Genomic DNA, 15,237 nt, shown 5'->3' with positions numbered 1-15,237 from the left:
CGACCGGCCGTCAGGCGGCCGGCACGCCCCCGGTGAGGCGACGGTAGGCGAAGCCCACGGCCACGTAGCTCAGCGGGATCGTGACGAACAGGCCGAGGCCGCACGGGATCGCGCCGAGGATGTTGATGCCGAACAGCGCGAGCAGCAGCAGGAACACCTGGCCGAAGTTCTTGGCGACGAGCGAGAAGCTCGTCCGGATCGCCGTGATCGCGTCGACGCCCTGGTCGAGCGCGACGTAGTAGACGAACGCGGAGAAGAGCAGCACCGCGAAGCCCGGCAGGATGCACAGCACGAAGCCGATGCCCGTGAGGATGCCGACGATCAGCGCCGCGAGCAGCACGTTGACGACGTTGCCGAGGCGGAAGAACGCCGCGACGTCCGGGCGGCGCCCGTCCACCTCGTCGAGCGCGCCGCGCGTGAAGAACGCGGTGATCAGGTAGCCGATGACCGTGCCCACGATCCCGAGCAGGATGCTCGTGAACGTGATGCCGCTGACGGCGGCGAAGTTCGTGTCGCTGAAGTCGTACTGGTCCTGGAACTGGTCGAACCCGCCCGTGATCCAGCTCCACGCCACGTTCACCGCGAGGAAGATCAGCGCGACGAGGATCCACGGCCCGAGGTTCGAGGTGACCTTGCGCCAGCCGTAGGAGATCGCCTCGCCCACCGCGAAGGCGGGCCCCGTGTACCCGGGCTGGGCGCCGTAGCCGCCGGCCGCGGCCGGGTACGAGCCGGGCGGCGGCGGGTAGGCGCCGGACGGGGGCGGGTACGCGCCCGGCGGCGGGGCGGTCGGCCCCGGGGCCGCGGGGTCGCCCGGTGCGCCCGCGGGAGCGCCGTACGCCCCGGGCGCGCCGTAGGCGGGCGGGCCCGACGGCGGGGCGGCGGGGTCCTGCGGCGCGCCGTACGCGGGCGGCCCCGACGGCGGGGCGGACGGGTCCGGCGGCGTCGCGCCGCCCGGGCCGTACGGCGACGCGGGCGGGACGTCGCCCTCGGGCGTCGCCGGGCTCGGACCGGCCGGCGGCTGGGTGGGCTGCTCCGGAGCGCCGGAGCCGTCCGCCGGCGTCGGCTCGTCGTCGCGGGGCGGCTGACCGCCCGGGTTCGTGGGGTCCGTCATCGTGCACCTCGTTCCTCGTCGTCACGTGCTGCGGGCAGCACGCGTCCTCGACGTGCTCGGTCCTATCCTGGCTGCTCAGGGGCCTGGGCGCGCGGGGAGCAGTGCCACCCTCCGCCTCAGACGGGCTGCTCGCCGTTGAGCCGCCGGTACACGTACGCCGTCGCGATCTGGGCGACGGGCAGCGCCACGAGCAGGCCGACGTAGCACAGGAGCGTCCCGACGAGCTCGGCCAGGTACACGCCCAGGAACAGCAGCACGACCGTGCCGAGGTTCTTGCTCACGACGGTGAAGCTCGCCTTGAACGCGTCGAGGACGCCGAGCTTCTTGTCGATGACGTAGAACAGCGTGAACTGGGCGAAGAACACGAAGACGAGCGGTCCGACGATCGTGATCGCGAGCACGCCCGTGGCGAGACCGATCAGCAGCGCCACGAGGATCACCGTGCCGAGGTTCGGGTACCGGAAGAAGTCCGCGTACTCGAGCTTCTTCCCGCGGGTGACCAGGAGCGACACGTTGACCACCGCGGCCTGGACGAGGAACCCGAGCACGACGAGGATCGCGACGAACAGGAACGTCCCGAACCCGAAAGCGAACCCGCCCGCCGTGCTGATCTCGCCCGTCTGCGGGTCGATCGTGGTCGTCGCCGTGCCGACGAGGAGCGCCCAGAACGCGACCGACAGGCCGGCGAGCACGACGACGTACGTGAGGACGCCGCCGAGGATGACCCCGGCGTTCTGCGTGAACCTGCTCCAGCCGTAGGAGAACGCGTCCTGGACCTGGATCGGCTGACCCGGGTACCCCGGCTGCCCGTACGGCGCCGCCGGCGGCGGGTACCCGGGCTGCCCGCCGTAGGGCGGCTGCCCGGGCGGCTGCTGGCCGTACGGCTGCCCGGGCGGCGGTCCCGCCGGGGGCGGGTACGCACCGGCCGGCGGGGCACCGTACGGCTGTCCCGGCGGCGGCCCGGCCGGCGGCGGGTACGCGCCCGCGGGCGGAGCACCGGAGGGCGAGGCCGGGGGCGGCGACGCGGGCTGCGCCGGTGCGTGCGGCGTCTGCGGGACGGGCGGGGCCTGGGGTGCAGGCGGCTCCTGTGCGACGGGCTCCTGGGGCGGGACCGGCGGCTCGGCCGCCGCGTACGGGTTCTCGGGCGCCGGGGCGTCCGACGGGAGCTGCGGCTCGTTCTCGTCGCGCGGCGGGCCGCCGGCGGTGCTGTCGCTCATGGGTCTCCTCGGTCGGTCGACGGGCCGCGGGGGAACCGGGCCACGCACCGGATGTGGACGTCGTGTGTCGGTCGCACATTTCGCTGTCGCCCTCCAGCCTGTCGGGATTCCGACGGCGGCGCGAGGGGAAACGCCGGGCGGACCGGAACGACGCCGCGGAGGGTCAGCTCGTCGTGGAGCCCAGCGCCGCCGCACGGGTCAGGCCGTCGACGACGACCGCCGTGTACGCCGTCGCTCCGGCGTCCGTGGGATGCACGCCGTCCGGACCGAGCACGGTCGGGTCCGCGGCCACCGCTGCCGACCAGTCCGCGACGACCACACCGGGGTGCCGTCCCGCCGCGGCGACGATCTCGGCGTTGGTGCCCGGTACCCACGGCCGGTCGGCGTACCCGGTGACGAGCACGACGCGGTGGCCGGGGCCGACCGCCGCGAGCAGCTCGTCCATCGCCGCGGCGCTCGCGGTGCTGTTCGTCCCGAGGGAGACGACGACGTAGGGCCGCAGCGCGCCCGCGTCGCGCGCGGCGGCGAGCGCCGCCGGCCCGTCCTTGACCTGGCGCGAGACCGCGCCGTCGACGTACGTGCCCGGGAGGGCCGCAGCGAGCGCGGGCGCGCTCGCGAGCGTCACCGAGTCCCCTACGACGGTCACCTGGTCGCCGGTCGGTGCCGCGACCGGGGCCGCCGCGGCCTCGGCGGGTGCCGCCTCGGGTCCCGGTGCGGGCGCGTCGGCCGGGCCCGGGTCGGGACCCGCTGCCGGGGGCGACACCACCGGGCCGGCCGCGGGCGCCGCGGCGCGCGGTGCAGCCTGCGTCGCCCGCGCGACCTGCTCCCCCGCCGCGATCTGCTGCTCCACGCTCGTCGTGGCGGGCGCGTTGACGACCCCGGCCGCGGAGAGGCCGACGACGAGCGCGCACGACGCCGCCAGCGCCCAGCCGCGGCGGGTGAGGACGCGCGGCCCCGCCTCGCCCGGCGTCGGCTGGAGGCGGCGGGCGAGGTCGCGCGCCGCGCCGCGCAGCCCGCGCCGCAGCACGGGACGCTCGACGTACCGGAAGGACAGCGCCGCCGCGACGGTCGTCACGGCGAGGGTCACGACGACGACGAGCGGGTGCACGGCACCCGGGGTCACGGGACCCACCACGGTCCCGAGCGCGGCCGCGGCGAGCACGAGCACGGGCCAGTGCCACAGGTAGAGCCCGTACGACCGCCGTCCGACCCAGCCGAGCGGACCGCGGTCGAGCTGCGCGCCGATGCCGGGCAGGCACACGACGGCGTTGAGCACCGCGGTCGCCGCGACCGCGCACACGAGCAGCCCGCCGCGGTAGGCGAGCTCGCCGTCCCAGCGCATCGTCGCGACGGCGACGACGAGGACGACGGCGCCGACCGCCCCGGCGCCGAGGACGGCGACCCGGCCGCGCGCCGTGCGCACGCGCGGCCCGCCCGGCAGGAGGGCGGACGCGTCGGCGCCGGCCCGGGGGTCGACGTCGGGCCGCTGGACCGGGCGCACGTGCCAGAACGCGAGCGCAGCCCCGGCCATGAGCGCGAAGAGGTGGGTGTCGGTGCCGACGTAGACGCGCGTCGGGTCGGAGCCGGGCGAGTACAGCAGCGCCATGAGGGCCGCGGACACGAGCCCCAGCCCGGCGACGATCCACGGCGCCCGGCGGCGCAGGGGCCGCACGACGCACAGGAGCACGACGACGAGCGGCCACAGGAGGTAGAACTGCTCCTCGACCGCGAGCGACCACAGGTTGCCGAAGAGGTGCGGGAGCAGCGCACCCGAGTAGGTGGCCCCGCTCGCGACGTCGACCCAGTTGCTCGTGAACGTCGCAGCGCCGAGGAGCTGGGGGCCGATGCCGACGAGGACGTCACCCCCGACGACGGCCGCGGCAGCCGTGCACACCGCCACGACCAGCCCGAGCGCGGGGAGCAGGCGGCGGGCGCGCCGCGCCCAGAAGGAGCGCAGCCCCACGTGGTGCCGGTCGCGGTGCTCGCGCACGAGGAGCGTCGTGATGAGGAAGCCCGAGAGCACGAAGAAGACGTCGACCCCGACGTACCCGCCGGGGAACGTCGCCGGGGCGAGGTGGAACGCGACGACCACGAGGACGGCCAGCGCCCGCAGCCCGTCCAGCCCGGGCATCCGGCGGTAGCGCACGGTCGGGCGGCCCGGCCGTCGGGCGGCGCCGGGCGCCCGCAGGTGCCCGACGACGCGAGGCTCCTCGAGCGTCGGGCGACCGGCCCCGGCAGGGGTCGTCCCGGGTCGAGGTGCCTCGTAGGTCGTCGTCACTCGTCCGTGATCTCCCGTACCACCGTGTCCGCCAGCAACCGCCCCCGCAGGGTGAGCACTCCGCGACCGGCCACGGCCGCGCGGCCGTCGAGCAGCCCGTTCGCGACGAGCCCGGCGACGGCGCGCCGTCCGGCCGGGGACAGGACCGCGAGGTCGAGACCCTCGTGCAGCCGCACGCCGAGCATGGCCTGCTCGAGCCGTCCCTCGTCCCGCGTGAGGAGCTCACGCCCGGCCGCGGGGCTGGTGCCCGCCTCGAGCAGCGCCGCGTACCGGCGCGGGTGCTTCACGTTCCACCATCGCACGCCGACCCGCGGCTCCTGGACCGACGCGCCCGTGTCGTCGGTCACGGACGTCGGCTCCGCGCCGAGCGCCCCCGCCGCCGCGACGTACGAGTGCGCGCCGGGTCCGATCCCCCACCAGTCGTCGCCCCGCCAGTACGCGAGGTTGTGGCGGCAGCGGTCGTCGTCGGTGCGGGCCCAGTTGCTCACCTCGTACCAGGTCAGCCCGGCGGCGGTGAGTAGCTCGTCGGCGAGCTCGTACTTCGTGGCCTGGTCGTCCTCGCTCGGGAGCGCGACCTCCCCGCGCCGCACCTGGGCGGCCATCTTCGTCCCCGCCTCGACGACGAGCGCGTACGCGGACACGTGGTCGACGCCGGTCGCGAGCGCGGCCTCGAGGCTCGCCCGCCAGTCGTCGAGGCTCTCGCCCGGCGTGCCGTAGATGAGGTCGAGCGAGACCTGGAGGCCCGCGTCGCGCGCCCAGCGCACGACGTCCGGGATGCGGCGCGGGTCGTGCGTGCGCTCGAGCGTCGCGAGCACGTGCGGGACGGCGGACTGCATGCCGAACGAGACGCGCGTGAACCCCGCGGCCGCGAGCTCGGCGAGCGACTCCGGCGTCACGGAGTCCGGGTTGGCCTCGGTCGTCACCTCGGCGTCGGGTGCGAGGCCCCACGCGTCCCGCACGCCGTGGAGCAGGCGCGCGAGGTCGCCGGCGGGCAGCAGCGTGGGCGTGCCGCCGCCGACGAACACGGTCGACACCGGCCGCTCGGGCAGACCGGCGTCGCGCAGGACGCGCGCCGCGAGGTCGACCTCGAGGAGCGCCGTGCTCGCGTAGGACGCCTGGCTCGCGCCGCCGCCGAGCTCGGACGCCGTGTAGGTGTTGAAGTCGCAGTACCCGCACCGCACCGAGCAGAACGGGACGTGCAGGTAGACGCCGAACCCGCGCGGCGCCGTCGGGCGGGGCACCCCCGCGACGGACCCGCTCCCGCCCGGCGCGACCCACGCGGGGAGCGAGCCGTCGGGCGGGACCGGCTCGCCGTCGGGCAGGGCCGGGCTCACTTCTTGGACTTGTCCTTGGCGTCCTTGCCGCCCGCGGCGTCGGAGGAGAGCGCGGCGATGAAGGCGTCCTTCGGGACCTCGACGGACCCGATGTTCTTCATGCGCTTCTTGCCCTCCTTCTGCTTCTCGAGCAGCTTGCGCTTGCGGCTGATGTCGCCGCCGTAGCACTTCGCGAGGACGTCCTTGCGCATCGCGCGCACCGTCTCGCGCGCGATGACGCGCGCGCCGACGGCCGCCTGGATCGGCACCTCGAACTGCTGGCGCGGGATGATCTCCTTGAGCTTGGCGGTCATCATGACGCCGTAGTCGTACGCCTTGTCCTTGTGCACGATCGCGCTGAACGCGTCCACCTGCTCGCCCTGGAGCAGGATGTCGACCTTGACGAGGTCCGCGACCTGGTCGCCCGACGGCTCGTAGTCGAGCGACGCGTACCCGCGCGTGCGGGACTTGAGCTGGTCGAAGAAGTCGAACACGATCTCGGCGAGCGGCAGGGTGAAGCGCAGCTCCACGCGGTCCTCGGACAGGTAGTCCATGCCGAGCATCTGCCCGCGGCGGTCGTTGCACAGACCCATGACCGTGCCGACGAACTCGCTCGGCGCGAGGATGGTCGCCCGCACGACGGGCTCGCTGACCTGCTTGATCTTGCCGCCGGGGAACTCCGACGGGTTGGTCACCTTGACGGTCGTCCCGTCCTCGAGCGTCACGTCGTAGACGACGTTCGGCGCGGTCGAGATGAGGTCGAGGTCGAACTCGCGCTCGAGGCGCTCGCGCACGATCTCCAGGTGCAGCAGGCCGAGGAACCCGACGCGGAAGCCGAAGCCGAGCGCGACCGACGTCTCCGGCTCGTAGTTGAGCGCGGCGTCGTTGAGCTTGAGCTTGTCGAGCGCGTCGCGCAGGACCGGGTAGTCGGTGCCGTCGATCGGGTACAGGCCCGAGAAGACCATGGGCTTGGGGTCGGAGTAGCCGCCGAGCGCCTCCGCCGCGGGCTTCGCGGAGTTCGTCACCGTGTCGCCGACCTTCGACTGGCGCACGTCCTTCACGCCCGTGATGAGGTAGCCGACCTCCCCGACGCCGAGACCCTTCGTGACGATCGGCTCCGGCGAGATGACGCCGATCTCGAGCAGCTCGTGCGTCGCACGCGTCGACATCATGACGATGCGCTCGCGCGGGTTGAGGTTGCCGTCGACGACGCGCACGTACGTCACGACGCCGCGGTAGGTGTCGTAGACCGAGTCGAAGATCATCGCGCGCGCCGGCGCGTCGGCGTCGCCCACCGGGGCGGGCACGCGCTCGACGATCCGGTCGAGGAGCGCCTCGACGCCGGCGCCCGTCTTGCCGGAGACCTTGAGCACGTCGTCCGGGTCGCCGCCGACGAGGTTCGCGAGCTCCTCCGCGTACTTCTCGGGCTGCGCGGCCGGCAGGTCGATCTTGTTGAGCACCGGGATGATCTCGAGCTCGTTCTCCATCGCGAGGTACAGGTTCGCGAGGGTCTGCGCCTCGATGCCCTGCGCCGCGTCGACGAGCAGCACCGCGCCCTCGCACGCCGCGAGCGACCGGGAGACCTCGTACGTGAAGTCGACGTGGCCCGGGGTGTCGATCATGTTCAGCGCGTGCGGCGTCTCGACCCCGTCCTCGACGACCGCCCACGGCATGCGGACGGCCTGCGACTTGATCGTGATGCCGCGCTCGCGCTCGATGTCCATGCGGTCGAGGTACTGGGCGCGCATGGCGCGCGGCTCGACGACACCGGTGAGCTGCAGCATGCGGTCGGCCAGGGTCGACTTGCCGTGGTCGATGTGGGCGATGATGCAGAAGTTCCGGATCAGCTCGGGCGGCGTGGCCGCGGGCTGGATGCGGGTGCTCAGCTGGGCGCTGGGGATCGGGGACAACGCGGGTGCGCTCCTGGGAGTGGCGTGCGGGTCGGGCCGCGCGCTCGGGGGCGGCGCGCCGACGGTCGCTCTCGGGCGGGCGGGAGCATCCATTGTCCCACGTCCGGCGTCCGGCACCCGCCCGCCCTGCGGGGCGCGGCGAGCCGACCTAGCGTGGAGGACCGGCCGGCCGCACCGGGCCGACCGGCGACGAGAGGAGCGCTCATGGCCCAGGACACCGCGCACCGGACCTCCGGCCGTCCCCGCGGCCGTCGCGTGCTGGCGATCGTGACGAACTACGGCGTCGAGCAGGACGAGCTCGTCGTGCCGCTCGAGCACCTGCGCGGCGAGGGGGTGGAGGTCGACGTCGCCGCGGTGTCCGCGGACGACGTGCAGACCCTGGTCGGCGACAAGGACCCCGGCCGCACCGTCACGCCGACGCTCACGCACGCCGACGCCGACCCTGCCGAGTACGACCTGCTGCTCGTGCCCGGAGGCACGATCAACGCCGACGCGCTGCGCCTGCAGGACGACGCCGTGAGCCTCGTCCGCGCGTTCACGACCGCCGGCAAGCCCGTCGCGTCGATCTGCCACGGGCCCTGGGCCCTCGTCGAGGCCGCGGCGGTCGAGGGCAAGACCCTCACGAGCTACCCGTCGCTCGAGACCGACGTGCTCAACGCGGGCGGCGCCTGGGTGGACCGCCCCGTCGTGCGCGACGACGACGGCTACACGCTCGTCACGTCGCGCGATCCCGGCGACCTCGACGCCTTCCTGCGCGAGGTGGACGCCGTCCTGGCCGGCTGAGCAGGCCGGTGCTCGACGGTCCCGCGGCCGAGACCTGCGGCGGGGACCGACGCCGTCCGCACGCTGCGGGCACCGCGACACCGCCCGCCCGGTAGGGTGCGCGCGTGGCACGCAACCGATGGCTGGGACTTCTCACCGACGCGGCCCGCGCCGTCGTCTCCGGGCTCACGCGCTCGTCGCAGGGTGCGCAGGGCGGCTCGGGAACGGCCGCGACGCGCGCGCCGGGACGCGAGCGCCCGTCGCCGGCGCGGACCCCCTCCCCGCGCCCGGGACCGCGACCGTCGTCCCCGGCCCGGCCCCGCACGCCCGCGCGCGGCGGGTCGGGCGACGGACCGGTCGGCGGGTACCCCGGCGACTACGAGGGCCGGGTGCGCGCGCAGTACGCGCCGCGGCTCGACGGCGACCCGGACCCCGGGGAGATCGTCTGGACCTGGGTGCCCTACGAGGAGGACCACACGCAGGGCAAGGACCGGCCGGTCCTGCTCGTCGGGTCGGACGGCGCCTGGCTGCTGGGCGTCATGCTCACGAGCAAGGACCACTCGCGCGACGCCCGCGACGAGGCGCGCTGGGGCCGCTACTGGCTCGACATCGGGTCGGGCCCCTGGGACGCGAAGGGGCGCGACAGCGAGGTCCGGCTCGACCGCGTGCTCCGCGTCGACCCGGCCGCCGTCCGACGGGAGGGCGCCGTCGTGGGGCGCGACGTCTTCGACCGCGTGGTGGCGGGCATCTCGCAGCACCGCTGATCCCGTGGAGCGGGGGCGTCCGTCCGGGACTCGGCGCGGGCGACGTCGCGCTGCTGTCCCGTGGGAGCTCCTGCGGATTGGAGTTCGGACCACGACCGCTGGTAGTCTTGGTGGTCGCGTGTCCGCCCAGGTCGGCGGGCACAGCCCCAGCACCTCTCCACGGGTTCCCCACCCCAGTCCCGGAGCTAGGGCCGCCCTCTACGACCTATCCGCTCGCTCCGGCGAACAGAACCAGAGAGTCCACACGTGGCAAACATCAAGTCCCAGATCAAGCGCATCCGCACGAACGAGAAGGCTCGCCTGCGCAACAAGGCGGTCAAGTCCGAGCTCAAGACGTACGTGCGCCGCGTGCGCGAGGCCGTCGCCGCGGGCGACAAGGAGGCGGCGAGCACCGCGCTCCAGGCTGCGTCGCGCAAGCTCGACAAGGCCGTCTCGAAGGGCGTCATCCACGCGAACCAGGCCGCGAACCGCAAGTCGGCCATCGCGAAGGCCGTCAACGCTCTCTGAGCGCACGGTTCGCCCGCGTCGGCGTGACACGCTGAGCGTCACGACGGCCGCACAGGCTTCCCACGGAGGGGCGCCGACCCGCACGGGTCAGCGCCCCTCCGTGCGTGCGACGGGAGAGCACCCACGCCCCACGAGGTAGAACCGTGGTCGGTCGAGGTAGAGCCGTGGTCCGGCGAGGTAGAGCCGTGGTCCGGCGCCGACAGCCCGTCGCGCGCTCAGCGGCCGTGGGCACGCGCGATGGTGAGGACCGCGCGCTCGACGGCGAACACCGGGTCCCGCCCCGCGCCCTTGACCTCCGCGTCGGCCTGCGCGACGGCGCTGATCGCCGTGGCGAGTCCTTCGGGGGTCCAGCCCGCGAGCTCGCGGCGCGCCCGGTCGACCTGCCAGGGGGCGAGCCCGAGGTCCTTGGCCGCGACGCCGCCCCGGCCGCGCATCGCGCCGACCTTCGCGAGCGCGCGGAGCTTCATGGCGAGCGCCGCGACGAGCGGCACCGGGTCGGCGCCGGTCGCGAGCGCGTGGCGCAGGAGCGCGACGGCCTCCCCCGCGTTCCCGGCGACGGCGGCGTCGGCGACGCGGAAGCCGGTCGCCTCGACCCTGCCTCCGTAGTACCGGTCCACGACGGCCTCGCTCACGGTGCCGTCCGTGTCGGTGACGAGCTGGCTGCACGCGGCGGCGAGCTCGCGGAGGTCGTTGCCGACCGCCTCGACGAGGGCGCGCACCCCCGACGCGTCGATGCGTCGGCGGGCGCGGCGGAACTCGGCGGTGACGAAGGCGGTCTTGTCGGAGTCCTTCTTGATCGCCTCGACCGCGACGACGGGCGCCCCGCTGGCCTTGATCGCGTCGAGCATGCGCTTGCCCCGCACCCCGCCCCCGTGCACGACGACGACGGTCGTCTCCGGGTCGGCGGTCGGGACGTAGTCCACGACGTCGGCGACGAGCGCGTCCGTCGCCGCCTCCGCGCCCTCGACCACGACGACCTTCGCCTCGCCGAACAACGACGGGCTCGCCGCGACGGTGAGCATCCCCGCCTGGTACGTGGCGGCCTCCATCGTGACCTTCTCGACCTCGGGGTCCCGCTCGCGCGCGAGCCCGACGATCGCGTCCACGGCCCGCTCGGCCAGGAGCGACTCGGGACCCTGCACCAGCACGACCGGCGCGAGCCGGACGTCGTCCCACGCGAGCGACGGGCCGGCGGACGGTCGGGCGGTGCGGGTCGGCGCGGGCATGGCACCAGCCTCCCACGAGCCACCCACCGGACGAGAAACGCCGGCGCCGTTCAGCCGCAGCCCGCCGCGGCGAGGACGCCGTCGCGCACGACGAGCGCGAACGTCCCGCAGGCGTCCGTCCGCAGCACCGTCGCGCCGACGCCTCGGTAGAGGTCGAGGGCCCGGTCCGTCGGGTGCCCGTAGGTGTTCTCGCCCGAGCTGACGAGCGCGACCGTCGGGGCGAGCAGACCGGCGAGCCGGTCGGACTGCGTCGCCGAGCCGTGGTGCGCGACCTTGACGACGTCGACGGGTCCGGAGCCGCGCTGCGCGAGGGTCCGCGCGAGGGCTGCCTGGCCGGCGTCCTCCAGGTCGCCGAGCGCGACGACGTCCATCCCCGCCACGCGCAGGAGGAGCGCCACGCTCGCGTCGTTCGCCCCGCCGTCGGACTCCGTCCGGGCTCCGCCCGACGAGGCGGCACCTGACCCGGCGGGCGACGGGCCGGGTCCCCGCGCGGCTCCCGAGCGTCCGCCGCCCACCCCGGCCTGGAGCACCTCCCACCGCACACCCGCGGCGGTGCCGTCACCGCCCTCGCTGCCGACGGCGCCCGCCGTCGCCACCTGGACCGGGACGCCCGCCTCGGCGAGCGCGGCGAGCGTCCTCTCGGCCTGCTCCGGGGGATCCGCCGTGGCGGTCACGAGCGCGCGCTCGACCGCGCGGCCGCGCAGGACGGCGTCGAGACCGCCCACGTGGTCGGCGTGGAAGTGGCTGAGGACGAGCAGGTCGACCCGGTCGACGCCGAGCCGGTCGAGGCAGCCGCCCGCCGCGGTTCCGGGTGGCCCCACGTCGACGACGACCGCGGACCGGGGCCCGGAGCGCAGCACGAGGGCGTCGCCCTGCCCGACGTCGCACGCGACCACGGCCCAGTCCGACGGCACCGGTCCGGCCGACACGGCGAGCGGTCGCACGAGCACGACGACGAGCACCGCCAGGACCGCCGCGGCGACCCCGCCGGCGACGACCTGACCCGGGCTCCGGCGAGGGCGCCGCGGCGCCGCACCCGGCCACGCGAGGCGTCCGCGCCCGCCCGACACCCGCCGTCGGGCGACGCGGACCGTCCGGGCGACGCGGTCGCGCAGGGGTGGCGACGACGCGCGTCGGAGGGCGCGCCGCTCCCCCGCCTCGTGCAGCGCGCGCGACCGGAGCACGACGGCGAGCAGCACGACCGTCCCGAGCGCCAGCAGGACCAGACCGCCGACGCCCCCGGGCCAGGGCAGCCGCGCACCGGGCAGACCCGCGAACGCCTCGGCGACGCCGGCGATCCACCCCGTGAAGATCCCGGCGGCCCACGCGAGCGCCGTCGCCGCGCCCGGCCACCACGGCGCGACGAGGGTCGCGAGCACTCCCAGGACGGTCGCGGGACCGAGCGCCGGGGCCGCGACCAGGTTGGCGGGGACGGACCAGGTGCTCACGCTCGGGTCGAGCAGCACGAGCACCGGGGCGCACGCGGCCTGGGCGGCGACGGGCACCGCGACCACGTGCGCGGCGGTCCGCCCGCACCACGGGGCCATCCGGCGCGCGAGCGGCGCCGCGAGGAGCGCGAGCCCGGCCGTCGCCGCGACGGAGAGCACGAACCCGTACGAGCGGGCGAGCCCGGGATCGAGGACGAGCAGGACGACGACGCCCGCCGCGAGCGCGGCGACGGCGCGCGACGGCCTGCCGAGCGCGATGCCGACCACCCCGACGGCACCCATCGCCGCCGCCCGCAGCACGCTGGGCTCCGGGTGGACCAGCACGACGAACCCGACCATGGCCGCACCCGTGACGACCACGCGCGCCCCGCGGGGCGCGCGGGCGAGGACGCACAGCGCGGCCACGCAGGTGACGACGATCGCGAAGTGGCCGCCGGAGACGGCCGTGACGTGCGTGAGCGACGTCGTCCGCATCGCCTCGTCCAGCGCGGGGTCGAGCCGCGAGGTGTCACCGACCGCCACGCCCGGGACGAGCCCCCGCGCCTGCGGGCTCAGCCCGTCGGTCGCATCGAGGAGCCCCCGACGCATGGCGTGCACGCCGCGCAGGAACGCGCCCGGTGGCTCCACGACGCGCGGCGCCCCCTCCGTCCGCAGCAACGTCCGGTCGCCCTGGACCGCCAGCCGGCCCGTCACCACGACCGCCGCCCCGTAGGCGAGGTCGTCCCAGCCGTCGCCGGGCCCCGTCACGACGACGGTGCCGGCCGCCACGGTGGTCACGCCGCGCGCGGTGAGCTCGCGCAGGGAGACGCGCACCTCGTGACGGTCGGCGGCACCCGACCACGGGTTCGTCCGCGGCACGACGGCGGAGCGCACCACCGCGGTGACCGTCGCCGTCGCGCCCTCGCCGGCCACGTCGGCGAGCGCCTGCCGGTCGGCGAGCTGCGCCCCTGCGGACAGGAGCACCGCCGCGACGCACGCGACCACCAGTGCGCCCTGTGCCAGCACGCTCCCGGCCCGCCCCGACCGGGTGGGCCGGTCGGGGCGCGCCGGACGTCGTCGGTCTCCCGGCCCCGACGGCACGCGCGCGGCGCCCGGGGAGGTGGCGATCCGCGGAGCCGTCGGCGTCCCGCGGCGGCCACGTCGTCCTCCGAGCAGCAGCACCCCGAGCACGACGCCCAGCAGCACGACGGCGACCGACGCACCGCGCAGGGCCGCCGCCGGCGTCGCGCCGGCCGCGAGGAACGCCGTCCCCCACGCCGCGAGCGCCGCCGGGACGAGCCGCAGGTCGCTCACACGCGGACGAGGTCGCGCACGTCCGCGAGGACGGCAGGCCCGATCCCGCTCACCTCGCCGAGCTCGTCGACCGTGGTGAACGGACCGTTCTCCTCCCGCCACGCCACGATGCGCTCGGCGAGCACGGGCCCGATCCCGGGCAGCGCGTCGAGCGCCGCCGCGTCGGCCGTGTTGAGGTCGACCGTGCCGTCCGCGGCAGACCCTCCCGACGGTGGTGCCGACCCCGCGGCGGGCACCGCCTCGCCGGGGCGCGGGACGACGATCTGCTCGCCGTCGGTCACCGTCCGGGCGAGGTTCAGCGCGGCGAGGTCGGCCTCCGCGGTCGCCCCGCCCGCGGCGTCGAGCGCGTCGGCGACGCGCGCGTCGGCGGCGACGGTCACGAGGCCCGGCGCGACGACCTGGCCCACCACGTGCACGACCACCCCGCCCGACGGCACGCCCTCGGACGCGGCGCTCGCATCCTCGTCGCCCGCCCCGGCCGGGGCCGCGCCGCCCGCCGTCCCGTCGGCGTCCGACGAGGTCACGGCGGCCTCTGTCGAGGAGCCGCCCGTGGGCGCCGCGTCGAGGGGCGCGACCGGGGTGACGCCGCCGGCCGAGGACCGCAGCACGACGACCCCGGCCGCGAGAAGGAGCACGACGACCAGCGCCGCGGCCGCGACCCGGGGCCGCAGCGCCCACCGGCGCCTGCCCTCGTCGCCGAGCCCCGCGAACCCCGCGTGGGACGTGGGGTGCCCGTACGCCGCGGTGTACGCCGTGGACGCGGTCCGGGCAGCGCGGGAGCGCAGCCGGTCGACCGCCTCGCCGTCCGGACCCGCGAGGCCGTCGGGCTCGTGGGGTCCGGCTGCTGCCGCCGGGTCGGTGCCTCGGCCCTCGTCCACGTCGGGACGCGGCGGGAGCCAGCCGGGCCTCGCGTTCTCCGGCTCCTCAGCACGACCACGCCCGCGGAGACCGCCCCGTTCGCGCATGAGCGGCTCGCTGCGGCGTGCGGGGAGCTCCGCGACGGGGGCGGGCGCCGCGCCGTCGCCCACGGGGTCGGGCTCCGCCGTGCGGAGACCGTCCGGCCACGGGTCGACGGCGGGCGCGGCGTCGCCGTCGTGCGGCGGTCCGAGCTGCGGGAGCGCCGCGGTCGCGGGGTGCCAGGCGAGCGCGGGCCGCTCGGCCCCGGTCACCGCGCGCAGGCGCTGGCGGACGACCGCACCCTCTCGGGCGGGGTCGCGACCGGGACGGGCGTGCTGACGCGGCTCGGGTCGTGGGGTGCTCACGCCGCGACCGTACGGAGCATGGGTCGGGAGGATCCCGCTCGTCGAAGGCTCCTGGGGACGGGACGCTCCGTCGACGGCCCTGTGCACGGCCACGACCGGCACGCCCTCGCCGCGGACGGAGGACCGACGGGTCTCGGCGCGCGTCG

11 protein-coding genes are annotated in these 15,237 nt (G+C 76.1%); 3 read left to right on the top strand and 8 right to left on the bottom strand.

The genetic code is table 11. The annotated features are described in order from the left end of the window. Nucleotides 1-10: 10 nt before the first annotated feature. The 5 genes from ABWU78_RS01000 to lepA all read right to left on the bottom strand — a co-directional run bounded on the left by ABWU78_RS01000 (nt 11) and on the right by lepA (nt 7,829). Nucleotides 11-1,111 carry a hypothetical protein gene (locus ABWU78_RS01000; protein ID WP_439157285.1) on the bottom strand — a complete coding sequence of 367 codons (1,101 nt, stop codon included), beginning with the start codon at nt 1,109-1,111 and terminating at the stop codon, nt 11-13. 116 nt (nt 1,112-1,227) lie between these two features. Continuing rightward, on the bottom strand, nt 1,228-2,328 hold the full coding sequence (locus ABWU78_RS00995; RefSeq protein ID WP_439157284.1) for a hypothetical protein: 1,101 nt from the start codon (nt 2,326-2,328) through the stop codon (nt 1,228-1,230). Nucleotides 2,329-2,491: 163 nt separating this feature from the next. Beyond that, nucleotides 2,492-4,606 (bottom strand): acyltransferase family protein, encoded by a 2,115-nt coding sequence (locus ABWU78_RS00990; protein ID WP_439157283.1) that lies wholly within the window; start codon nt 4,604-4,606, stop codon nt 2,492-2,494. Further along, complete coding sequence (gene hemW, locus ABWU78_RS00985; protein ID WP_439157282.1) at nt 4,603-5,940, bottom strand: radical SAM family heme chaperone HemW; 1,338 nt, start codon at nt 5,938-5,940, stop codon at nt 4,603-4,605. The genes ABWU78_RS00990 and hemW overlap by 4 nt, the downstream gene beginning before the upstream one ends. Further along, complete coding sequence (gene lepA, locus ABWU78_RS00980) at nt 5,937-7,829, bottom strand: translation elongation factor 4 (protein ID WP_290444608.1); 1,893 nt, start codon at nt 7,827-7,829, stop codon at nt 5,937-5,939. The genes hemW and lepA overlap by 4 nt, the downstream gene beginning before the upstream one ends. 204 nt (nt 7,830-8,033) lie before the next feature. On the opposite strand from lepA, the gene ABWU78_RS00975 reads away from it, so the two are divergent. The 3 genes from ABWU78_RS00975 (at nt 8,034) to rpsT (ending at nt 9,862) form a co-directional block, all read left to right on the top strand. Then, nucleotides 8,034-8,612, top strand: coding sequence for a type 1 glutamine amidotransferase domain-containing protein (locus tag ABWU78_RS00975; RefSeq protein ID WP_253050339.1), 579 nt, complete (start codon nt 8,034-8,036; stop codon nt 8,610-8,612). A gap of 104 nt (nt 8,613-8,716) precedes the next feature. Next, on the top strand, nt 8,717-9,355 hold the full coding sequence (locus tag ABWU78_RS00970) for a type II toxin-antitoxin system PemK/MazF family toxin (RefSeq protein ID WP_439157281.1): 639 nt from the start codon (nt 8,717-8,719) through the stop codon (nt 9,353-9,355). Between the two features lie 246 nt (nt 9,356-9,601). After that, nucleotides 9,602-9,862, top strand: coding sequence for a 30S ribosomal protein S20 (gene rpsT, locus ABWU78_RS00965; protein ID WP_253050343.1), 261 nt, complete (start codon nt 9,602-9,604; stop codon nt 9,860-9,862). Nucleotides 9,863-10,077: 215 nt separating this feature from the next. Here rpsT and holA read toward each other — a convergent pair whose 3' ends face one another. The 3 genes from holA to ABWU78_RS00950 are packed head-to-tail and all read right to left on the bottom strand — an operon-like array spanning nt 10,078 to nt 15,091. Next, nucleotides 10,078-11,088: a DNA polymerase III subunit delta gene (gene holA, locus ABWU78_RS00960; RefSeq protein ID WP_253050345.1), complete on the bottom strand. Its 1,011-nt coding sequence runs from the start codon at nt 11,086-11,088 to the stop codon at nt 10,078-10,080. Between the two features lie 50 nt (nt 11,089-11,138). Next, a complete protein-coding gene (locus ABWU78_RS00955) occupies nt 11,139-13,829 on the bottom strand; it encodes a ComEC/Rec2 family competence protein (protein ID WP_439157280.1) in 2,691 nt (896 codons plus the stop codon). Next, nucleotides 13,826-15,091: a helix-hairpin-helix domain-containing protein gene (locus ABWU78_RS00950; RefSeq protein ID WP_439157279.1), complete on the bottom strand. Its 1,266-nt coding sequence runs from the start codon at nt 15,089-15,091 to the stop codon at nt 13,826-13,828. The genes ABWU78_RS00955 and ABWU78_RS00950 overlap by 4 nt, the downstream gene beginning before the upstream one ends. Between the last annotated feature and the right edge of the window lie 146 nt (nt 15,092-15,237).

Source organism: Cellulosimicrobium sp. CpK407, from assembly GCF_051844275.1.
Taxonomy (GTDB): domain Bacteria; phylum Actinomycetota; class Actinomycetes; order Actinomycetales; family Cellulomonadaceae; genus Cellulosimicrobium; species Cellulosimicrobium cellulans_G.
The sequence above is the reverse complement of the archived record's forward strand: the minus strand, read 5'-3'. Positions and strand labels throughout refer to the sequence as shown.